The sequence below is a fragment of the Nocardioides xinjiangensis genome, assembly GCF_017916455.1.
Classification (GTDB): domain Bacteria; phylum Actinomycetota; class Actinomycetes; order Propionibacteriales; family Nocardioidaceae; genus Nocardioides; species Nocardioides xinjiangensis.
In genome coordinates, this window is sequence record NZ_JAFMSY010000002.1 from 502599 (window position 1) to 522701 (window position 20103).

Sequence of the window (20103 nt, forward strand, 5' to 3'; positions counted from 1 at the left end):
GTGTCGACCCACGTCCTTCTGGTCGTCCGGCGCGCCGCAGCACGTACGCCGCTCACCCCAGCCGGAACTCCACCTTCCGCGTCCGGGGGTCGGCGTGCACCAGCTCGACGGTGACCTCCTCGCCGAGCGGCAGCGCGGACGAGCCGGTGACCGGGGCCTCGATCGCCGGGTCCTGGATGGTGATCTCGCCCTTCGTCCCGTCCTTCTCGTCGACGTCGACGACGACCGCGGTGAACCGCTCCCCCACGCGGTCGTGCAGCAGCTCGGCCTCGCAGAGGTCGATGATGGCGTTCTCGTACTGGTTCGCGCGGCGCCCGGAGCGCGTCATGGTCTCCGGCAGCTCGGTCATCGCGGCCAGCACCCAGTCGGGCACCTCCGTGCCCGCGCAGAGCGCGACGCAGATCTCGAGGGCGTAGCGGTCGGCGAGCCGGCGCAGGGGCGCGGTGACGTGGGCGTACTCCGAGGCGAGCGCCGAGTGCTGCGCCTGCTCGGGCAGCTCGCCGTTGAACGTCACGTAGCCGGCGCCGCGCAGCAGCCGGGTGCACGCGACGATCATCGCGGCGTGTGTCGGCCTCGACGGGTCGAGGGTACGCACGAAGTCGGGGTAGAGCTGCTCGGCGGGCCAGTCGATGCCGAGCGCCCGCGCCGTGCGGTGCAGGCGCTGCACGTCGCGCGGGTCGGCCGGGGGCAGGGTGCGGAGCACGCCGACGCGCGCGTAGACCATGAGCGAGGCGGCGGCCATGCCGGTGAGCAGCGAGATCTGCGCGTTCCACGTCTCGACCGGGAGCAGCTCGCGGAACTCCAGCTCCCAGTGGCCGTCCCCGGTCTCGACGAGCTCCTGCTCGGGCAGCGGCAGCGACACGCCGCCGCGCGCGGCCTCGCGTGCGAGCCGCAGCTCGCCGACCTCCCGGAGCAGCCCGATCAGCTCGCTCTCGGTCCCCGCGTCGACCTCGGCCTGGACGTCGCCGTAGGAGAGCTTGGCGCGCGAGCGGACCAGTGCCCGCTCGACCGTGACGTCGGTGCCCTCGCCCATGGCGTCGACCCGGATCGTCCACAGCAAGGCGGGGCGCACCTCGTCGGGCAGCAGCGAGGCCGCCCCCTCGCTCAGCACCTTCGGGTGCAGAGGCACCTTCGAGTCCGCGCCGTAGAGGGTCTCGCCGCGCCGGTTGGCCTCGACGTCCACCGGGTCGCCCGCGGTGACGAACGCCGCGACGTCGGCGATCGCGTAGTGGACCACGTAGCCGTCGCCCGACCGCGAGATGTGCATCGCCTGGTCGAGGTCGCGGGAGGACTCCGGGTCGATCGTGACGAGCTCGATGTCGGTGCGGTCGAGGTCGGGCAGCCTGGGCTCGGCCGCCGCCCGGGCGGCGGCCCGCTCCACCGACCCGGGGAACGTCGGCGACACGTCGAGCTCCTGCTGGATCGCGGCGATCCCGTCGCGCATCTCCTGTGCGTTCACGCTGTCACCCGTCGACCGGACCTTCACCACGCGGTTGCTCGGCATACGGCGACCCTAGCCACACCACCGGACTCCGCGCTCCCTACGCTTGCCCGCGTGCTGATCCTCCTGCCGCCCAGCGAAGGCAAGTCGGCCCCGCGTCGCGGCAGGTCCGTGGACCTCGCCTCGCTGTCGTCGCCGGCGCTGACCCCCACCCGGACCGCCCTCCTGCAGGCGCTCACCGAGCTGTGCCGCGACGACCCCGAGAAGGCGGTCGCGGTGCTGGGACTGGGTCCCGCGCAGCACGACCTCGTGCAGCGCAACGCGGTGCTCGGGTCGGCGCCCACCGCCCGCGCCGACGCGATCTACACCGGCGTGCTCTACGACGCGCTCGGGTTCGCCACCCTCTCCCCCGCCGCGCGCCGCCGGGCGAGCGCGCGGCTCGCGGTGACGAGCTCGCTCTTCGGCATCGTGCGTCCCGGCGACCGGATCCCGGCCTACCGGCTCTCGGGTGACGCGGTGCTGCCGGATGTGGGCTCCGTCGCCGGCGCCTGGCGCGAGGTCCTCGGCGGCGCGGTCGCCGACGCGCTGCGCGGCGGCCTGCTCGTCGACCTCCGCTCCAGCACGTACGCCGCCTTCTGGAGGCCCGCGGGCGACGTCGGTCGGCGCACCGCCACCGTGCGCGTGCTCCACGAGTCGGGCGGCAGGCGGACGGTGGTGAGCCACTTCAACAAGGCGACGAAGGGCCGCATCGTGCGGGCGCTGCTCGAGGACGGGGCCGACCCCCGCACGCCCGCGGCGCTCGCCGACACCCTCACCCGCCTGGGGTGGACCGTCGAGGTGGGCGAGCCCACGCCCAAGGGGACGCAGCTCGACGTCGTCGTGGCCGAGGCCTGAGCAGCGGCGCTCCTGCGGTCGAGGAGGGTGGCGGGCCGGCCGTGCCGGGAGCACACTGGACGGATGATCCGGACCGAGCCGATCGACAAGTGGGTGCGGGGCCGTGTCGGCGGCCGGGTCGTCGTCGAGACGCGCGAGCCGCTGCTGGTGTGGCAGGGAGGCTTCCCGCCCGTCTACGCGTTCCGCCGTGACGAGGTCGCGGACGGCCTGCTGCAGCCGTCGGACGGGGACGCGTACGACGGCTTCTTCTTCCACGGCCCGCACGCCCCGGTCGAGCGCTGGTACGACGTGGTGCTGGGCGAGCAGGTGCTGCGCTGCGCCGCGTGGAGCCTCGACGACGACGCCGTGCGCGACCGCGTGGTGCTCACCTGGGAACCCGGGCGGTTGCAGTGGACGGAGGAGGACGAGGACGTCACCGGCCACCCACGCGACCCGCACAAGCGTGTGGAGGCGCTGGCCAGCTCGCGCCACGTGGAGGTCGCGATCGGCGGCGTCACCGTCGCGAGCAGCGACCGCCCGGTCCTGCTCCTGGAGACGGACCTGCCGACCCGCTACTACCTGCCGCGCGAGGACGTGCGGCTCGACCTCCTCGAGCCCACGGAGAACACCTCCGTCTGTCCCTACAAGGGGTGGGCCGAGGACTACTGGACCTGGCCGGGGCCGCCCGCGGTGGCCAACGTCGCCTGGTCGTACTCCTCGCCGTCCCCGGCGGTCGGCGCGATCGCCGGCCGGGTGGCGTTCTACGACGAGCTGGTCGACGTCAGCGTCGACGGGGTCCCGCGGCAGCGGCCTGAGTCGCCCTTCTCGACGCCGGCCCAGCGGCCGGGCGCCGACGGCTGAGCCGCAAGGACCGCCCGAGCCACGTCAGCGGGGAGGGATCACGTCGGTCGCCTCGAGCGGGTCCATCCCGCAGAGCGCCAGCAGGTCGGCGATGATGGAGCGCACCTGCGCCAGGATGACCTCGGCGGACAGGTCGTCGCTGTGCTCGACCGTGGCGGTGGCCCGCCCGAGCGCGACGAGGTCGTCGATCACCGCGACCGCCATCCGGTCGGCCACCAGCTCGTCGGCGACCCGGTCGGTCAGGCCGGCCAGGTCGCGCAGGAGCGCGGCGTACGACGCCGGGACGGGCTCCCGGCGGTAGCAAGCCACCGCCACCCGGCGCACGACCACGCGGGTGTTGCGCAGCGCGACGTCGAGCGGCTCCACGAGCTCGGCGAGCTGGCGCTGGTGCTCGCCGTGCCGCCTGCGGAACGGCGAGGAGCTCACCACGGACAGGCCCTCCGCCGAGGCGGCGCGGAGCTCGGCGATCAGGGCGTCGGTCGACCGGGCGTCGCGCAGCACGGCCAGGGCGGCGTCCGCGTCGCCGTCGCCCAGCCGGTCGGCCGACGAGCGCAGCAGCTCGGCGATCTTGCGCACCACCACCGCCGCCTGGTCGCGCGGCTTGCGCAGCGCCGCTCGCGGCACCACCGTCGCGGCGACCAGCGCGACGGCACCGCCGACGATGGCATCGGTCCACCGCAGGAACGCATCGCCCGGCGCCGGCGCGAGCGCCGCCACGACGATCCCCTGCACGGCCGCCTGGATGACCAGCAGCTGCCCGGCGTCGAGCAGCAGCGCGATCGACATGCCGGCGGCCACGATCAGCGCGATCTGCGGCCCGCCGGAGCCGATGAGGTGCGTGGTCACGTCGCCCAGGAACACCCCCAGCGCGACGCCGACGGTCACCTCCGCGACCCGGCGCTGGCGCTGGCCGTAGGACATCCCGAGCGAGACGACCGCGGCGATCGGCGCGAAGAACGGCAGCCGGTGCCCGAGCACGTCGGCGGCCAGCCACCACGCGACACCGGCCGCGACCGCGCACTGGCCGATCACCCAGCCCTTGGCCCGCAGCCGGGCGACGCGGGCGCGCACGGACGTACGACCGCGGGCTGCGACCAGCTCCGCGTCGATGAAGCGCATGGGGGGTGCGGCTCTCAGAGTCCCGACTCGTCGGTGCGCACCAGGATGCGCTGGCACTCCTCGCACCGGATGACCTCGTCGGCGTCGGCCGAGCGGATCCGGGCCAGCTCGGAGGCGTCGAGCGTCATGTTGCAGCCGCCGCACTGGCGCGCACGGAGCAGCGCGGCCCCGATGCCCTTCTGCTCGCGCAGCCGCTCGTAGAGCCCCATCAGGTCCGCGGGCATGCCCTCGACGGCCGGCCCGCGGGCCCCGGCGACCTCCTGCAGCGTGGCGTCGATGGCGGCGCGCTTCTCGTCGCGGGCGGCCACGAGCTCGGCGAGCCGGGCGTCGATGTCGTCGGCGCGGATCGCGAGGCCGTCTAGGACCTGCTGGGCCTCCTCCAGCCTCTCCATCACCTCCAGCTCGGCGTCCTCGAGGGTGCCGATCCGGCGCTCGAGCGAGACCAGCTCGTGCTGCATGCGCTCGAGGTCCTTGGGGTTGGTGATCTGGCCGGAGTCCATCCGCGTGCAGTCCCGCTCGCGGCGCGCCTTGACCTGCTCGACCTCGCGGTCGGCCTTGGCCTGCTCCGCCGTCAGGTCGTCGACGACGATCCGCGCGTCGCGGACCTGGTCGGTGAGCTCGGTGCGCTCTGCCTCGAGCGCGCTGATCTCGGCCAGCTCGGGCAGGTGCGCGCGCTGGTGTCGCAGCTGCGCGGCCCGCGCGTCGAGCTCGGCGACGTCGAGGAGCTTGAGCTGGTGGGATGGGTCGGCCTTCAACGGCTCTCCTGCTGGTTCAGGGGCGGAACGTCCACGGGTCGGTGCACCGCGTGCTGACCCGGGTGACGACCCTATCGCCCGTCGCCTCGCGGAGCCGAGCCTCGACCACCGGCAGCCAGGTCCACTCCGCGGCCCAGTGCGCCACGTCGACGAGCGCCGGACCCCCGTGCTCGAGGAACTCGCCCGCGCGGTGGTGGCGCAGGTCGCTGGTGACGAAGGCGTCCACGTCGCTGCCGGCCAGCTCGTCGAGCAGGAAGTCGCCCGCGCCCCCGCACACCGCCACCCGCCGCACCGGCCGGTCCCGGTCGCCGGCGACCCGGACGCCGTGGGCGGTGGCGGGCAGCGCCGCCGCGACCCGTGCCGCGAAGCCCTCCAGGGTGGTGGGCTCCACCGTGCCGATGCGGCCGGTGCCGGTCGGCGCCAGTCCCGGGTCGGCGAGCGGGAGCACGTCGAAGGCCGGCTCCTCGTAGGGATGGGCGGCGAGCAGCGCCCGGACGACGGCCGTACGCCGCGCGCGGGGCGCCACGACCTCGATCCGCGCCTCGTCCACCACCTCGAGCCGGCCGACGCGGCCGATCGCCGGGTCGGCGCCGTCGAGCGGGCGGAAGCGGCCCTCGCCGGTCACGGTGAAGGACGCCGCGTCGTAGTCGCCGATGCGGCCCGCGCCGGCCTCCTGCAGAGCGGCGCGCACGACGTCCGCGTCGGCGGCGGGGACGAAGGTGACCACCTTGTCGAGCGGCGCGGCGGGCGCCGGCCTGATGGGGGCGAGGTCGGTCAGCCCGAGCGCGAGCGCCAGCGACTCCGAGACGCCGGACACGGCCTGGTCGGCGTTGGTGTGCGCGGCGAGCAGCGCGCACCCGCCCTGCGTCAGCGCGTGCAGCGTGCGGCCCTTCGGGGTCGTCGCCGCGACCGAGCTGACCGGCCGCAGGAAGAGCGGGTGGTGCACCACGAGCAGGTCGGCTCCCCACTCGACGGCCTCCCGGGCGACCTCGATCGTGGGGTCCACCGCGAACATCACGCGCCCGACGTCCGCCGTCGGGTGGCCCGCCACCAGCCCCACCGCGTCCCAGGCGTCGGCGGTCCCGGGCGGGTACCAGGCGTGGAGCAGGTCGACGACGTCCGCGAGGGAGGGCATGCGGCCGATTATCGCCGCCGCCCTAGTTGACCTGCCGCGTCCGGCCCTCCCAGTAGGGCTGGCGCAGCTTGAACTTCTGCAGCTTGCCGGTGGCGGTGCGCGCCAGCTCGTCACGGAACTCGACCGACGTCGGCGCCTTGTAGCCCGCCGCCCTGTCCTTGCACCACGCGATCAGGTCCGCCTCGGTGGCCTGCTCACCCTCGGCGAGCACGACCAGCGCCTTGATGGTCTCGCCCCACCTCTCGCTCGGCACGCCGATGACCGCGACCTCCGCCACGGCCGGGTGGGAGAACAGCACGTCCTCGACCTCGATGGAGGAGACGTTCTCCCCTCCGGTGATGATGACGTCCTTCTTCCGGTCGCTGATGCTGAGGTAGCCGTCCTCGCCGATCACGCCGCCGTCGCCGGTGTGGAACCAGCCGTCGACGAGCGCCTTCCCGGTCTCGTCCGGGCGCTCCCAGTAGCCCTCGAGGATCACGTTCGAACGGGCCAGCACCTCACCCTCGTCGTCGGTGCGCAGGCGTACGCCGATCGCCGGGGCGCCGGCCCGCACCAGCCTGGCCGCGCGCTCCTCGGCGGGCAGGTCGTCCCACTCGGCACGGCTGCGGTTGACCGTCAGCAGCGGCGAGGTCTCGGTGAGGCCGTAGATCTGCACGAACTCCCAGCCGAGCTCCTCCTCGACCCGCACGACCGTCCTCGTGGGCGGCGGCGCGCCCGCCATGATGATCCGGACCCGGTCACGGCCGGGGATCTCGCCCTCCCACGACTGCGCCGCCTCCAGCACGGCGGCGGCGACCGCGGGAGCCGCGCACATCACGGTCACCCCGTGCTGCTCGACCCGCCGCAGGATCTCGGCCCCGTCGACCTTGCGCAGGACCACCTGCGGCACGCCGAGACCGGTCATCGTGAACGGCATGCCCCAGCCGTTGGCGTGGAACATCGGCAGCGTGTGGAGGTAGACGTCGCGGTCGCTGACCCCGGCGTGCAGCCCGAAGGTGACGGCGTTGGTCCACAGGTTGCGGTGCGTGAGCTGGACCCCCTTCGGACGCGCGGTCGTCCCGGAGGTGTAGTTGATCGTCGCGGTGGCGTTCTCGTCGGGCTGCCACGCGCGCGGCTCGGCGCCGGGCGCGGCGAACATCGACTCGTCGTCGCCGAGCACGAAGGTGTGCTCCACGTCGATGCCGCGCAGCGAGTCGACCAGCTCGGGGTCGACGTAGAGCACCCGCGCCCCCGAGTGCGACACGATGTAGGAGACCTCGTCGGGCCGCAGCCGGAAGTTGATCGGCACCAGGACCCGGCCCGACCCGCAGACGCCGAAGAACGAGGTGAGCAGCCGCGCGGAGTTGTGGCTGACGATCGCCACCCGGTCGCCGACCTCCATGCCGAGCTCGTCGAGCCGGGCGGCCTGCCTGCGGGAGAGGTCGTACGCCTCGGCGTAGGTCAAGGTGCCCAGCGACCCGGCCGGCTGGTCGGGCTCGTCGATGAAGCCGGGCCGCTCGCCGTAGACGGCCGCTGCGCGCTCGATGAAGTCGGTGACGCTGAACGGGACGATCATGGGTTCACTGTGGCATGCGTCACCCGGCGCGGCGAGGTGTCGACGGCGTCGTGCGGCGGACGGCGCGTGGGCGTCGGCGAGCGGACCCTAAGAAGCTTCTCATTCGCCTCTCACGCGGTCGCCACGATGCTCGACGACCCTGCCGCCCATGGGTCCGGTGTCCAAGGTGCTCCTGCTCCTGGCGGTCGTGGTGCCGGTGACGGCGTACGTCGCCGGCTCCCTCGCGTCCCCCGGTCCGCCCGCGCCGGCCGACCACAGCCCGGTCATCCTCCAGGACCGCCCGGGCGGGTCCCCCACCACGCCGGCTCCCGAGGCGCCCACGACGACACCCCGGCCGCCCACGTCGAGCCCGTCCGACGGCGAGGGGCGGTCCGGCCGCGGGGAGCGCGACGACGGCGACGGGGAGCGCGAGCGCGACGGCGGCAAGGCCCGGGTGGTCACGCCCCAGCCGACGCCGGTCGGGGAGGATGACGAGGACGAGTGGGACGACGACGGGCCTGACGATGACGAGACCGACGACGATCGGGACGACGACGGGGACGACTGACGGTGCCCGCCGCCGCTTCGCCCGCGTCTCGGTCCGCACGCGGATCACGGTCGTCATCGCCGTCCTCACCGCTGCTGCCATGACCGGCGCCGGACTGCTCGTGTACGCCCTCGAGTCCGCCCGCATCGAACGGGCCGTGAACGCGCAGATCGACCAGGAGATCAACGAGTTCCGCAGGCTGAGCATCGACCCGCTGACCGGCGAGCCGTTCGACGACGTCGGCCGCGTGCTCAACGTGTTCCTCACCCGCAACGTGCCCGACGACGACGAGATGCTCGTGGGCTACGTGCGCGGCGAGATCCCCGAGCGCACGGTCAACCGCTACGGCCAGGAGGTCCTCGACGAGCCGGCCTACCAGGACGCCCTGGCCGACCTCGCCGAGGTGGGGGGCACGCGGGTCATCGAGTCGCCCACCTTCGGCGAGACGTGGGTGACCGTCGTCCCGGTGACCAACACCCAGGGCGAGGGGGCGTTGGTCATCGTCAACTTCCTCCGCGACGAGCACGAGGAGCTCGTGCGGACCCTGCGCACCTACACCCTCATCGCGCTGCTGTCCCTCGGCCTCATCACCACGATCGCCGGGTTCCAGTCCGGCCGGCTGCTGGCGCCGTTGCGCACCCTCGAGGAGACGGCGCGCGAGATCACCGCCACCGACCTCTCGCGGCGCATCCCCGAGCGGGGCAACGACGACATCACAGCCCTGACCCGCACCATCAACGGGATGCTCGAGCGGCTCGACGCCGGGTTCGCCGCCCAGCGGCAGTTCCTCGACGACGCGGGGCACGAGCTCAAGACCCCGCTCACGGTGCTCCGCGGCCACCTCGAGCTGCTGGACCACGGCGACGCCGAGGAGCTCGCGCAGACCCGCGACCTGCTGCTCGACGAGACCGACCGCATGTCCCGGCTGGTCGGCGACCTGATGCTGCTCGCCAAGAGCCGCCGCCCCGACTTCCTCGTCCTCGGCGAGGTCGAGCTGACGCCGTTGACCCAGTCCGTGCTCGCGAAGGCCACGGCGCTCGGGGACCGCCGCTGGCGGCTGGACGCCATGGCGAGGGGACGCGCCGTGCTCGACGAGCAGCGCGTCACCCAGGCCCTGCTGCAGCTGGCCGACAACGCGGTGAAGCACACCGACCCGGGGGCCGAGATCGGCATCGGCTCCGCGGTGCAGGACGGGACCGTGCGCCTGTGGGTGCGCGACACCGGTGACGGCATCCCGCCGGAGGACCGCGACGCCGTGCTGGAGCGCTTCGGCCGCAGCCACGTGCGCGCCGGCGACGACGGCTTCGGGCTCGGCCTGAGCATCGTGTCCGCCATCGCCGAGGCGCACGGCGGCGACGTGCGCATCCGGGACGGCGAGCCGCGCGGCGCGCTCGTCGAGATCAGCCTGCCCCAGCGGACCATGACGCGATGACCACATCAAGTGGACGCATCCGGCGAGGAGAGGAGACGACGTGGCCCAGATCCTGATCGTGGAGGACGAGGAGCGAATTGCCTCCTTCGTGGCCAAGGGCCTGCGCGCCGAGGGCCACCAGCCCACGATCGCCGGCGACGGGCCGCGCGGGCTCGACGAGGCGATGTCGGGCCGCTTCGACCTCATGGTGCTCGACATCGGGCTGCCCGGCATGGACGGCTTCGAGGTCCTCGACCAGCTCCGCTCCCAGGGCAGCCGCATGCCGGTCATCGTGCTGACCGCCCGCGACTCCGTCACCGACACCGTGACGGCCCTCGACAGCGGCGCCGACGACTACATGGCCAAGCCGTTCCGCTTCGCCGAGCTGATGGCCCGGATCCGGCTGCGGCTGCGGGCGCTCGCCCCGCCGGACGCGCCGGCGGGCGGCGGGGACGACCTCGTCGTCGGCGGCCTGCGCCTGGACCGGCGCACGCGGCGCATCTCGGGGCCGCGGGGCGAGTCCGAGCTCTCCGCCCGCGAGTTCGCCCTGGCGGAGATCTTCCTGCTCAACCCGGGCCAGGTGCTGACCCGGGAGCAGCTGCTCGACCTGGTGTGGGGCTACGACTTCGACCCGGGATCGAACGTCGTCGACGTGTACGTCGGCTACCTGCGCAAGAAGCTCGGCGCCGGCGCGATCGCGACGGTGCGGGGCGTCGGCTACCGGCTGGACGCCTGACCGGGCGGTCCGAGCGTCCGACCGCGAGCGCTACCCGCGGATCCTGAAGCCGGCCAGCGAGCCGCGCGGGAGCCCGGCCAGGACGGGCTCCAGGGCCTCGGCGACCTCGTGCGGCAGCGGCCGGTCGTCGGGGTCCGGGCGCAGGCAGCCGTGGACGACCTCGGCGACCACGGCGGGCACGTCGTCGGGCAGCGCGGCGGGCGCGGCGACCAGCTGCGGGAAGCGGTCGCGTACGTCGTGCGCGTCGGGGTCGCCGTGCTGGAAGGGCCGCCGTCCGGCGACCGCGTGGAACAGCGTCGCGCCCAGCCCCCAGACGTCGGAGGCGAAAGACGGCACGCGCTCCCCCGGCCCGGTCGGGTCGCACTGCTCGGGCGCCATGTAGGCGTCGGTCCCGATGGGGTGGCGCAACCGGCGGGCGTCCTCCTCCGGGCGTGCCACGGAGAGGTCGATCAGTCGTGCGGGCGCGCCCATGATGACGTTGCTCGGCTTGATGTCGAGGTGGGTCCAGCCGATGTGGCGCAGGTAGTGCAGCGCCGCCGCGACGTCGATCGCGAGGGGCAGGTACTGCTGCTCCTGCAGGCGGCCGTAACGACGGATCAGGCTCGACAGGCGCGGCCCGTCGATGTGCTCGAGGACCACGTGCGGCCGGTCGCCGTCATGGCCGTCGCGCAGACCGCGGACGACCACGGGGTGGTTCACGGTGGCGAGGGCGAGGACCTCCCGGCGCAGGCCGCGCCGGGAGGACTCGTCCTCCACCTGCGAGGGACGCAGGACCTTGACGACGACCGGCGACCAGGTGACCTCGTCGAAGCACAGCCAGGCCTCGTAGGCCGCTCCCCCGCCGAGTCGGCGCAGGGCGCTCAGCCCGGGCGCCAGGAGCTCACCCTCGGCGAGGTCCCAGCCGTCGTCCCGCTTGCCCATGTCGGTGTCCCTCCCGCTCCGCGTCCCTGCCGGTCCGCGCTCAGCGACGCGTGTCGTTGCGGCTGCGGTCGTTGGTGGCGTTGGCCGTCTTGTCACGGGTCTTGTCGCCGCCGTCGCGCGTCCAGTCGCGAGTCCTGTCGCCGCGGCTGTTGTCGCGGTCGCGGCTGACCGCGCTGACCCTGCTGTTGGTCGAGTCGTTCGTGTCGCGGCTCTGACCGGTGTACGACGGGCTGTTGGTCCGCGTGTCGTCGTCGTCGTCGTCGAAGGTGTCGTCATCGTCGTCGTCGGAGACCAGCACCAGCGAGGGCGCGTCGTCCTCGCGCTTGGTGGCCTCGTCGGGCGTCGAGGAGACGACCGGGGATGACATGGCGACGACGCCGAAGGCGGTGAGGCCGGCGACGCCGAGCAGCAGGGTGGGAAGGATCTTCCGCATGGTGGTTCCTCTCGTCGGGGGCCGTGCGGCCCGGTTGAGAGGGACTCTGCCGACGTGGCGTGAGCCGACCGTGAGGCCTCCGTGAGAGGCCTCTCATGGAGCTGCAAGGAGCGCGGTGCGTCGGGACGGTTTCGAACCGCCGACCGCTCGGGTGTAAACCGAGTGCTCTACCGCTGAGCTACCGACGCGCGCGGCACAGACTACGGGAACACCCGCGTCGTGCGGACCGGGGCGGCCACCGCCACTGCCGGGCAGGGCGACCCGTGGGAGGAATGAGTTGAGCCGCTGGCGTCTCGGGTCACCAGCGGCTCAACAAGAAGAAGATTACACCACCGCGCAACGGCGTCCGGAGAATCCGGAAATTGCCGCTTTCCGGTCTAGACCAGGTGCGACTCGAGGGCCGCGTGCAGCTGGCGCAGGTGCTCGTCCAGGTCGCGTCCGTCGGGGTTGGCGTTGTGCACGGCCCAGCGCAGCCGGCCCTCGCGGTCGACGACGTACGACGACCGCCGCGCAGCGCCCTTCGTCGTGTCGAACACCTCGTAGGCCTGCGAGACGGCGCCGTGCGGCCACCAGTCCGAGAGCAGGGGGAAGTTCAGGCCCTCGGTCTCGGCGAAGCTGCGCAGCGAGTAGACCGAGTCGCACGACACGGCCAGCACCTCGGAGTCGAAGGTGAGGAACTCGTCGAGCCGGTCGCGCACGCCCGAGAGCTCACCGGTGCACACGCCGGTGAAGGCGAACGGGAAGAACATCAGCACGACCGCCTTGCGCCCGCGGAAGTCGCCCAGCCGCACGTCCTGCCCGAACTGGTCGCGGAGCGCGAAGTCCGGCGCCTCGTCGCCGATGCGCAGTCCGTTGCCCGTCACGATGTTTCCTCGCCGTCGCTGTCGTCTCGTGCCCGGCCGTGCGACCGGTCCTCCCACTCGGCGAGCTCCCGCTTGAGGACCTTGCCGGTGGCGTTGCGCGGCAGCTCGTCGAGGAAGACGACCTCGCGCGGCACCTTGAACCTCGCCAGGTTGGCCCTGACGTGCTCGCGCAGCTCGTCCTCGGACACGCTGCCGCTGCGCACCACGAAGGCGCGCAGGCGCTGACCATAGTCGTCGTCGTCCACGCCGACCGCAGCGACCTCCTCGACGTGCGGGTGCGCGACCAGGCAGTCCTCGACCTCCTGCGGGAAGACGTTCTCGCCGCCCGAGACGATCATGTCGTCGTCGCGCCCGGCGACGTGCAGGCGACCGGTGTCGTCGAACCAGCCGATGTCGCCCGACGACATCAGCCCGTCCACGACCTCCTTGGACCCCCCGCTGGTGTAGCCCTCGAACAGGAGGCCGTTGCCGACGAAGATCCGCCCGGTCTCCCCCGCGGGGACCTCACGACCGGCCTCGTCGAGGACCTTCACGACGGTCCCGTGCGGCGGCCTGCCGGCGGACGTCGGGTCGACGCGCAGGTCCTCCGGCGTCGCGATGGAGGCGTAGGCCACCTCGGTCGAGCCGTAGATGTTGTAGAGGTTGTCGCCGAAGCGGTCCATCCACTCCTGCGCCAGCGTCGCCGGCAGCGCCGAGCCCGAGGACGCCACGACCCGGACGCGCGAGAGGTCGGTCGCGGCCAGCTCGTCGGGACCCAGCGCCAGGATCCGCTGCAGCATCACCGGGATGACGACCATCGACTGGCACCGCTCGTCCTGCACGGTGCGCAGCGCGGCGGCGGGGTCGAAGCTGCGGCGCAGCACCACCGTCGAGCCGAGCAGCATCGCCAGGGCGAGGTGCGCGAACCCCCACGTGTGGAACAGCGGCGCCGCGATGTGCGTGCGCCACCCGGCCCGCAGGGGCATCCGGGACAGCAGCGAGACGGCCGCGTCGATGCCGGCCTCGTTGCGCGGCGCCCCCTTGGGCGTGCCGGTCGTGCCGGAGGTGAGGATGACGATCCGGGAGTGGCGCCGCGGCGGCGCCAGGTCGCCCTCGTCGTACGCCGTCACCAGCTGGTCGAGGGTCTCGGTGCCGCCGTCGCCCGAGCCGGCCCCACCGTCGGTCCAGGCCAGCAGCCGGCGCTCGACGTCGGCGCCCGCGAGCAGGCCGGTGAACTCCTCGTCGTGGATCACCATGCTCGGCGCCTCGCGCTCGAGCACGTCGACCAGCTGGGGCCCGGCGAACGCGGTGTTGAGGTAGAGGATGTCGGCGCCGAGCCGCGCGACCGCGATCGAGGCGTCGATGAAGCCGCGGTGGTTGCGGCACATCACCGCGACCGAGTCACCCTCCGCGACGCCGCGCTCGGCGAGCGCGCGTGCCAGCGAGTTCGCGCGGCGGTGCAGCTCGCCCCACGTCAGCTCGCCGAGCTCGTCGACGACGCCCACCCGGTGGGGCGCGCGGGCCGCGAGCGTCGCGAAGCCGCCCGCCGGTCCGGTGCCCCAGCGCAGCACCGTGCGGCCCACGTCGAACAGGGTGCGGGGGCCGTAGGGCCGGATCACGCCCGCGCGGCCGAGGACGCGGAGGGTCGTGGCGGCGCCGGACGCCCGCGCCCCGAGGGTCGACCGGACGCCGCGAGGGCTCACGCGGGAGTCTTCGGGGCGACCAGGCGGGTGGCCTGCCAGTCCTTGCTCACCGCCGCCGTGGTCGTCTGCGAGAGCCCGGCGATCGGCGCGGCCTCGGCGATGTCGGCCGGGTCGACCGTGCCCGGCCGGCCCACCTTGGGCGTCAGCAGCCAGATCGAGCCGCCGCCCACGAGGTCGGTCAGCGCGTCGACGAGACCGTCGACGAGGTCACCGTCGTCGTCGCGCCACCACAGCACGACGGCGTCGACCACGTTGCCGTAGTCGCCGTCGACCATGTCGGCGTCGATGCGGTCCTCGATCGCGACGCGGAGCTCGTCGTCGGTGTCGTTGTCCCAGCCGAGTTCCTGGACGACCATGCCGGGCTTGAGCCCGAGCCGGTCCCCCACGCCTGTCACCGGGGCGGAGTCGCCCACCGTCGAGCTCACGCAGTGCCTCCAATGTCCGGGTACGCCTGCCGGGTGTCCCGGTCAGGCATGGTGCGCACAGTCCACAGGAACAACCGCAGGCGCCGCAACCCCGTCCGCCTCCGCTCCCGACGTGTGGGCGCCCCGCCGTGCGCGGGGGCACGCTGCATGGGACTACCCGTGGGTAGATTTCGTGGCGGGAGGACGCGTGACACGATGAGCGTGTGAGTGACGCCGAGAAGTCCACCAAGAGCCCCGTCGCGTCGGTGATCCACGAGGGACTCCCCACGCAGCTGCCCGACATCGACCCCGACGAGACCCAGGAGTGGCTCGCGTCCTTCGACGCGATGCTCGACGACCGGGGCCGCGACCGGGCGCGCTACGTGATGCTGCGCCTGCTGGAGCGGGCCCGCGAGAAGCAGGTCGGCGTCCCGGCGCTGCGCTCCACCGACTACATCAACACGATCCCGCCGGAGCGGGAGCCGTGGTTCCCCGGCGACGAGGAGGTCGAGCGCCGCATCCGCGCGTTCATCCGGTGGAACGCAGCGGTGATGGTGTCCTCGGCCAACCGCAAGGGCCTCGAGGTCGGCGGCCACATCGCGACCTACCAGTCCTCCGCCAGCCTCTACGAGGTCGGCTTCAACCACTTCTTCCGCGGCAAGGACCACGAGGGCGGTGGCGACCAGATCTACATCCAGGGCCACGGCTCGCCGGGGGTGTACGCCCGCGCCTTCCTCGAGGGCCGGCTCAGCGAGGAGCAGCTCTACCGCTTCCGCCAGGAGGTCCAGCACGGCAAGGGCGCCGGCCTGCCGTCGTATCCCCACCCCCGTCTGATGCCCGACTTCTGGGAGTTCCCGACGGTGTCGATGGGCCTCACCGCCATCGGCTCGATCTACCAGGCCCGGTTCAACCGCTACCTCGACAACCGCGGCATCAAGGACACCACGCAGCAGCGGGTGTGGGCCTTCATGGGCGACGGCGAGATGGCCGAGCCGGAGTCGCTCGGCGCCATCCGGGTCGCGGCCCGCGAGGAGCTCGACAACCTCACCTGGGTCATCAACTGCAACCTCCAGCAGCTCGACGGCCCGGTCACCGGCAACGGCAAGATCATCCAGGAGCTCGAGGCCAACTTCCGCGGCGCCGGCTGGAACGTCATCAAGGTCGTGTGGGGCCGCGAGTGGGACGCCCTCCTGGCCCGCGACGTCGACGGGGTGCTGGTCAACCAGATGAACTCCACGCCCGACGGCCAGTTCCAGACCTACTCCACCGAGGACGGCGCCTACGTCCGCGAGCACTTCTTCGGGGGTGACCCGCGCCTGCGCAAGATGGTCGAGCACATGTCGGACGCGCAGATCGAGAAGCTGCCGCGCGGCGGCCACGACTACCGCAAGGTGTACGCCGCCTTCGACGCCGCGAGCAAGCACACCGGCCAGCCGACGGTGATCCTCGCCCACACCATCAAGGGATGGACGATCGACGCCCTCGAGGGCAAGAACGCCACCCACCAGATGAAGAAGCTGACCCTCGCGGACCTCAAGAAGTTCCGCGACCGGCTCTACCTGCCGATCAGCGACCGCGACCTCGAGGAGTCCTACGAGTCGACCGGCGGCGCGCCGTTCTTCCACCCCGGCGCCGAGGCCCCGGAGATCGAGTACATGCTCGAGCGCCGCAAGGCCCTCGGTGGCTCGATCCCCCGCCGCGTCAACCGGGCCACCGCGCTGAAGCTGCCGGGTGACGAGCTGTACGCCGAGCTCAAGCAGGGCTCGGGCAAGAACAAGTTCGCCTCGACGATGGCCGTCGTCCGGCTGCTGCGCGACTGGATGAAGGACCCGGAGATCGGCGACCGCCTGGTGCCGATCGCGCCCGACGAGTACCGCACGTTCGGCATGGACTCGATGTTCCCGAGCGCCAAGGTCTACAACCCGGGCGGTCAGCAGTACGAGTCGGTCGACCGGAAGATGCTGCTCTCCTACAAGGAGTCGGCGCAGGGCCAGATGCTCCACGAGGGCATCTCCGAGGCGGGCGCGATGGCGTCGGCCACCGCCGCCGGGTCGGCGTACTCCACGCACGGCGAGCACATGATCCCGTTCTACATCTTCTACTCGATGTTCGGCTTCCAGCGCACGGGCGACTCGATCTGGGCAATGGCCGACCAGCTCGCGCGCGGCTTCCTCATCGGTGCGACCGCGGGTCGCACGACCCTGACGGGCGAGGGCCTCCAGCACGCCGACGGCCACTCCCCGCTGCTCGCGGCGACGAACCCGGCGGTCGTGCACTACGACCCGGCGTTCGCCTACGAGATCGCCCACATCATGCAGGACGGCCTCGAGCGGATGTACGGCTCCGGCGGGCCTGACGGCCAGGGCGAGGACGTGATCTACTACCTCACCGTCTACAACGAGCCCGTCTCGATGCCGGCCGAGCCGGCCGACGTCGACCGCGAGGGCATCCTCCGGGGCATCCACCGGGTCTCGACTGCCGAGGGCGATGGCCCGCGGGTCCAGCTGCTCGCCTCCGGCGTCGGCTACCCGTGGATCCACGACGCGGCCCGGATGCTCGCCGAGGACTGGGGCGTGCAGTCCGACCTCTGGTCGGTCACGTCGTGGAACGAGCTGGCCCGCGACGCCGTCGCCGCCGAGGAGTGGAACCTCCTGCACCCCGGCGAGGAGCGGCGCACGGCCTACGTCAGCGACAAGCTGGCCGGCGTGCAGGGTCCGGTCGTCGCGGTGTCGGACTACATGCGGGCCGTCCCGCTGCAGATCGCCCGCTGGGTGCCCGGCGACTACCGCGTCCTGGGCGCCGACGGGTTCGGCTTCGCCGACACCCGTCCCGCCGCCCGGCGCTTCTTCCACATCGACGCCGTCAGCGTCGTCGTCCAGGCCCTCCAGGCCCTGGCCGACGCGGGCGAGATCGCGGTGGAGAAGGTCGTCGAGGCGGCGCAGCGCTACAAGATCGACGACCCCACCGCGACGAGGGACATCAAGCAGGAGGGCGGGGACGCCTGAGGTCGCTCGACCTCGCGTCCCCTGCCCTCGACGGCCCGGGCCGGGGAGTCCTCAGCCCGCCTCGGGCACCGGCTGCAGCGGGCGCTCCCCCGCCTCGGCCTCGACGGGCTCGGTGGCGGCACCCTGCAGCAGCAGGCGCCGCCACCGCTCGGGGTCGTGCCGGCTCGGCTCGGTCGTCCGGATGAAGTCCCGCACGATCTTGGCGAACCGCTCGGGGTGGTCCTTGTGCGGGAAGTGCCCGGCGTTGGGGACGACCTCGATCCGCGCGCCGGGCGCGAGCTCACGGGCGTTGTCGGCGTGCGAGGCGGGGATCACCCGGTCGTCCGCGCCCCACACGACGCAGATCGGCATCGCCTCGGTCAGGTAGGCGCGGTCGGCCATCGTGATGACCTGGCCCTTCCAGTCCACCACCGCCCGCACGACGTGGCGGATCGCCGCCCGCGCGTGGCGGTCGCGGAACGAGTCGTACACGTCGGCCGCCTCACCCAGGTCGCGCAGCCCCCGCACGCCGCTGCGCGCGAGGAGGCGCATGGTCGTGCCGGCCAACTGGCGCACGCCCGGGGCCGTCAGCACACCCATGGCGTGCTCCCAGCCCGGCGTCGTGATCGCACGGATGGCGGGTGAGACCTCCGGCCCGAGGCCGCCGGAGCCCACGAGCACCAGCCGCTCGGTCAGCCCGGGGAACTGGTAGGCGAACTGCATCGCCACCCCGCCACCGAAGCTGTGCCCGACCACCGTCGCGGAGTCGACACCCAGCACCGTCAGCAGGTCGCGCACCCCGTTGGCGTAGCCCGCGACGCTGTAGTCACCCCGCGGCTTGTCCGAGGCGCCGTGGCCGAGCAGGTCGGGCGCGATCACGGTGTGGGTCCGGGCGAGCGAGTCGATGACGGCGTCCCACGTGGTGTGGTCGCAGCCGAGGCCGTGCAGCAGCAGGACGACCGGACCCGAGCCGGCCCGGACGTACGCGCGCCGGTGGCCGTGCACGACGACGTGCTCCAGGTGCGGCGTGGGGGTGCGGCGCACGAGACCTCCGATCGGGACGGCTGCCGGGTCCGACCGGCGTGGTGCCCGTACCCGGCGAGCGAGCATGCGATGCGCCGCGGAGCGGGGCGACGCCGCCGCGCTTCGTGGGAACCCCACTACGGGTGGGATCCCACTACAGTCGTGCCATGCCCGCCTCGAGACGCCGCGCCGCCGAGGCGCTGCGCAACTCGACGGGAGCGCTGAGCACGGCGGCCACGGCCCGGATGTCGAGCGACCTCCCCTGGTTCGACGACCTCAGCGCGGAGGACCGCTCGTGGGTCGGCCTCATCGTGCAGGCCGGCATCCGGGGCTTCGTGGACTGGTTCGACCGCGAGGTCGAGGCCTCGGCGCACGACCCGCTCGACGTCGTGGTCTTCGGCGCCGCGCCGCGCGAGCTGACGGGCGTGATCTCGTTGCAGCAGACCGTCGAGCTGGTGCGGCTCAGCATCCGCGTGGTCGAGACCACCATCGACGCGCTCCTCGACCCCGAGGACGCCGGCGAGGTGCACGACGCCGTGCTCCGTTACGCCCGTGAGGTCGCGTTCGCGACCGCCGCGGTGTACGCCCGCGCCGCGGAGTCGCGCGGAGCCTGGGACGCCCGGCTCGAGGCCCTCGTGGTCGACGCCGTCGTACGTGCGGAGGCGGACGAGACCGTGCTCTCGCGCGCCAGCGCGCTCGGCTGGGGCGCCCACGGGGACGTCGCCGTCGTGCTGGGCGCGGTGCCTCCCCACCGTGCCGAGCTCGACGTGTTCGAGTCCGTGCGCCGCTCGGCGCGCGCCGGCGACATGGACGCCCTGTGCGCCACGCAGGGCGACCGGCTGGTGGTGGTGCTCGGCGGGGTGAGCGACCCGCTGAAGGCCGCCACCCGGCTGCTCGACCACTTCGGCGAGGGCCCCGTGGTGGTCGGCCCGGTGACCGCCGACCTCGCCCACGCCAGCGCCTCGGCGCGGGCGGCGCTGTCCGCACACCGCGCGGCCAGCGGCTGGCCCGACGCGCCGCGGCCGGTGGCCAGCCGGGACCTGCTCCCCGAGCGCGCGCTGGCCGGCGACGGCCACGCCCGGCGCCACCTCGTCGAGGAGGTCTACCTCCCGCTCATGGCCGCCCGGGGCACCCTGATCGAGACGCTCGGCGCCTGGTTCGAACACGGCTCCTCGATCGAGGCGACGGCCCGCGCCCTGTTCGTGCACCCCAACACGGTGCGCTACCGGCTGCGCCAGATCTCCGACGCCACCGGCTGGTCGCCGACCCGACCGCGGGAGGCCTTCGCCCTGCAGCTGGCGCTCATCCTGGGACGACAGTCGGGCCGCACGCATTTGTAGGGAACCTCCAACGTTCCGGGGGTGAGTTTCGTCGGCGCCGG

The 20103-nt window shown here is 73.2% G+C and carries 18 protein-coding genes and 1 tRNA gene; 7 read left to right on the plus strand and 12 right to left on the minus strand.

All coding sequences use genetic code 11. The annotated features are described in order from the left end of the window. Window positions 1-52: 52 nt before the first annotated feature. Window positions 53-1504 (minus strand): RNB domain-containing ribonuclease, encoded by a 1452-nt coding sequence (locus J3P38_RS13325; protein WP_210503998.1) that lies wholly within the window; start codon window positions 1502-1504, stop codon window positions 53-55. A 51-nt stretch (window positions 1505-1555) separates the two neighbouring features. Between J3P38_RS13325 and yaaA the strand changes: the two genes are divergently transcribed. Next, window positions 1556-2335: a peroxide stress protein YaaA gene (gene yaaA, locus J3P38_RS13330; RefSeq protein ID WP_210503999.1), complete on the plus strand. Its 780-nt coding sequence runs from the start codon at window positions 1556-1558 to the stop codon at window positions 2333-2335. A 63-nt stretch (window positions 2336-2398) separates the two neighbouring features. Further along, the gene (locus J3P38_RS13335) at window positions 2399-3175 is read left to right on the plus strand and encodes a DUF427 domain-containing protein (RefSeq protein WP_210441537.1); all 777 of its coding nucleotides are present in this window, start codon (window positions 2399-2401) and stop codon (window positions 3173-3175) included. A 24-nt stretch (window positions 3176-3199) separates the two neighbouring features. Here the strand turns inward: J3P38_RS13335 and J3P38_RS13340 are convergent, their stop codons facing one another. The 4 genes from J3P38_RS13340 to J3P38_RS13355 are packed head-to-tail and all read right to left on the minus strand — an operon-like array spanning window position 3200 to window position 7739. After that, window positions 3200-4294 carry an FUSC family protein gene (locus J3P38_RS13340; RefSeq protein WP_210504000.1) on the minus strand — a complete coding sequence of 365 codons (1095 nt, stop codon included), beginning with the start codon at window positions 4292-4294 and terminating at the stop codon, window positions 3200-3202. A gap of 14 nt (window positions 4295-4308) precedes the next feature. Then, a complete protein-coding gene (locus tag J3P38_RS13345; protein WP_210504001.1) occupies window positions 4309-5049 on the minus strand; it encodes a zinc ribbon domain-containing protein in 741 nt (246 codons plus the stop codon). A gap of 16 nt (window positions 5050-5065) precedes the next feature. Further along, complete coding sequence (locus J3P38_RS13350; protein WP_210504002.1) at window positions 5066-6184, minus strand: Nif3-like dinuclear metal center hexameric protein; 1119 nt, start codon at window positions 6182-6184, stop codon at window positions 5066-5068. Between the two features lie 22 nt (window positions 6185-6206). Next, on the minus strand, window positions 6207-7739 hold the full coding sequence (locus J3P38_RS13355; RefSeq protein ID WP_210504003.1) for an AMP-binding protein: 1533 nt from the start codon (window positions 7737-7739) through the stop codon (window positions 6207-6209). 148 nt (window positions 7740-7887) lie between these two features. On the opposite strand from J3P38_RS13355, the gene J3P38_RS13360 reads away from it, so the two are divergent. The 3 genes from J3P38_RS13360 to J3P38_RS13370 are packed head-to-tail and all read left to right on the plus strand — an operon-like array spanning window position 7888 to window position 10412. Then, window positions 7888-8286, plus strand: a complete 399-nt coding sequence (locus J3P38_RS13360; RefSeq protein WP_210504004.1) for a hypothetical protein — start codon at window positions 7888-7890, stop codon at window positions 8284-8286. After that, the gene (locus J3P38_RS13365; RefSeq protein WP_246856057.1) at window positions 8243-9697 is read left to right on the plus strand and encodes a sensor histidine kinase; all 1455 of its coding nucleotides are present in this window, start codon (window positions 8243-8245) and stop codon (window positions 9695-9697) included. Before J3P38_RS13360 ends, J3P38_RS13365 begins: the two co-directional genes overlap by 44 nt. Window positions 9698-9737: 40 nt before the next feature. Next, on the plus strand, window positions 9738-10412 hold the full coding sequence (locus tag J3P38_RS13370; RefSeq protein ID WP_210441551.1) for a response regulator transcription factor: 675 nt from the start codon (window positions 9738-9740) through the stop codon (window positions 10410-10412). A gap of 30 nt (window positions 10413-10442) precedes the next feature. Here J3P38_RS13370 and J3P38_RS13375 read toward each other — a convergent pair whose 3' ends face one another. From J3P38_RS13375 to J3P38_RS13400, 6 genes are all read right to left on the minus strand, one after another. Next, window positions 10443-11333, minus strand: coding sequence for a serine/threonine-protein kinase (locus tag J3P38_RS13375; protein WP_210504006.1), 891 nt, complete (start codon window positions 11331-11333; stop codon window positions 10443-10445). A 40-nt stretch (window positions 11334-11373) separates the two neighbouring features. Further along, on the minus strand, window positions 11374-11766 hold the full coding sequence (locus tag J3P38_RS13380; protein WP_210504007.1) for a hypothetical protein: 393 nt from the start codon (window positions 11764-11766) through the stop codon (window positions 11374-11376). A gap of 116 nt (window positions 11767-11882) precedes the next feature. After that, a tRNA-Val gene (locus J3P38_RS13385) sits at window positions 11883-11954 on the minus strand. Between the two features lie 189 nt (window positions 11955-12143). Continuing rightward, on the minus strand, window positions 12144-12629 hold the full coding sequence (locus J3P38_RS13390; protein ID WP_210441555.1) for a peroxiredoxin: 486 nt from the start codon (window positions 12627-12629) through the stop codon (window positions 12144-12146). Beyond that, window positions 12626-14311 (minus strand): AMP-binding protein, encoded by a 1686-nt coding sequence (locus J3P38_RS13395; protein WP_210504008.1) that lies wholly within the window; start codon window positions 14309-14311, stop codon window positions 12626-12628. The genes J3P38_RS13390 and J3P38_RS13395 overlap by 4 nt, the downstream gene beginning before the upstream one ends. Next, a complete protein-coding gene (locus J3P38_RS13400) occupies window positions 14308-14736 on the minus strand; it encodes a DUF3052 domain-containing protein (protein WP_210441557.1) in 429 nt (142 codons plus the stop codon). The genes J3P38_RS13395 and J3P38_RS13400 overlap by 4 nt, the downstream gene beginning before the upstream one ends. Before the next feature lie 203 nt (window positions 14737-14939). On the opposite strand from J3P38_RS13400, the gene aceE reads away from it, so the two are divergent. Next, window positions 14940-17720 carry a pyruvate dehydrogenase (acetyl-transferring), homodimeric type gene (aceE, locus tag J3P38_RS13405; RefSeq protein WP_210504009.1) on the plus strand — a complete coding sequence of 927 codons (2781 nt, stop codon included), beginning with the start codon at window positions 14940-14942 and terminating at the stop codon, window positions 17718-17720. A gap of 51 nt (window positions 17721-17771) precedes the next feature. On the opposite strand, the gene J3P38_RS13410 is transcribed toward aceE, so the two are convergent. Continuing rightward, on the minus strand, window positions 17772-18743 hold the full coding sequence (locus tag J3P38_RS13410) for an alpha/beta fold hydrolase (RefSeq protein WP_307807904.1): 972 nt from the start codon (window positions 18741-18743) through the stop codon (window positions 17772-17774). A gap of 146 nt (window positions 18744-18889) precedes the next feature. Here J3P38_RS13410 and J3P38_RS13415 point away from each other — a divergent pair, with 146 nt between their 5' ends. After that, window positions 18890-20062, plus strand: a complete 1173-nt coding sequence (locus J3P38_RS13415; RefSeq protein WP_210441559.1) for a PucR family transcriptional regulator — start codon at window positions 18890-18892, stop codon at window positions 20060-20062. Window positions 20063-20103: the final 41 nt, after the last annotated feature.

Bases quoted from the DNA above. Each gene is read 5' to 3' on its own strand.
- J3P38_RS13375 (WP_210504006.1), bottom strand. From the start codon at position 11,333: ATGGGCAAGCGGGACGACGGCTGGGACCTCGCCGAGGGTGAGCTCCTG.
- J3P38_RS13335 (WP_210441537.1), top strand. From the start codon at position 2,399: ATGATCCGGACCGAGCCGATCGACAAGTGGGTGCGGGGCCGTGTCGGC.
- J3P38_RS13325 (WP_210503998.1), bottom strand. From the start codon at position 1,504: ATGCCGAGCAACCGCGTGGTGAAGGTCCGGTCGACGGGTGACAGCGTG.
- J3P38_RS13355 (WP_210504003.1), bottom strand. From the start codon at position 7,739: ATGATCGTCCCGTTCAGCGTCACCGACTTCATCGAGCGCGCAGCGGCC.
- J3P38_RS13360 (WP_210504004.1), top strand. From the start codon at position 7,888: ATGGGTCCGGTGTCCAAGGTGCTCCTGCTCCTGGCGGTCGTGGTGCCG.
- J3P38_RS13380 (WP_210504007.1), bottom strand. From the start codon at position 11,766: ATGCGGAAGATCCTTCCCACCCTGCTGCTCGGCGTCGCCGGCCTCACC.
- J3P38_RS13415 (WP_210441559.1), top strand. From the start codon at position 18,890: ATGCCCGCCTCGAGACGCCGCGCCGCCGAGGCGCTGCGCAACTCGACG.
- J3P38_RS13340 (WP_210504000.1), bottom strand. From the start codon at position 4,294: ATGCGCTTCATCGACGCGGAGCTGGTCGCAGCCCGCGGTCGTACGTCC.
- J3P38_RS13365 (WP_246856057.1), top strand. From the start codon at position 8,243: ATGACGAGACCGACGACGATCGGGACGACGACGGGGACGACTGACGGT.
- J3P38_RS13350 (WP_210504002.1), bottom strand. From the start codon at position 6,184: ATGCCCTCCCTCGCGGACGTCGTCGACCTGCTCCACGCCTGGTACCCG.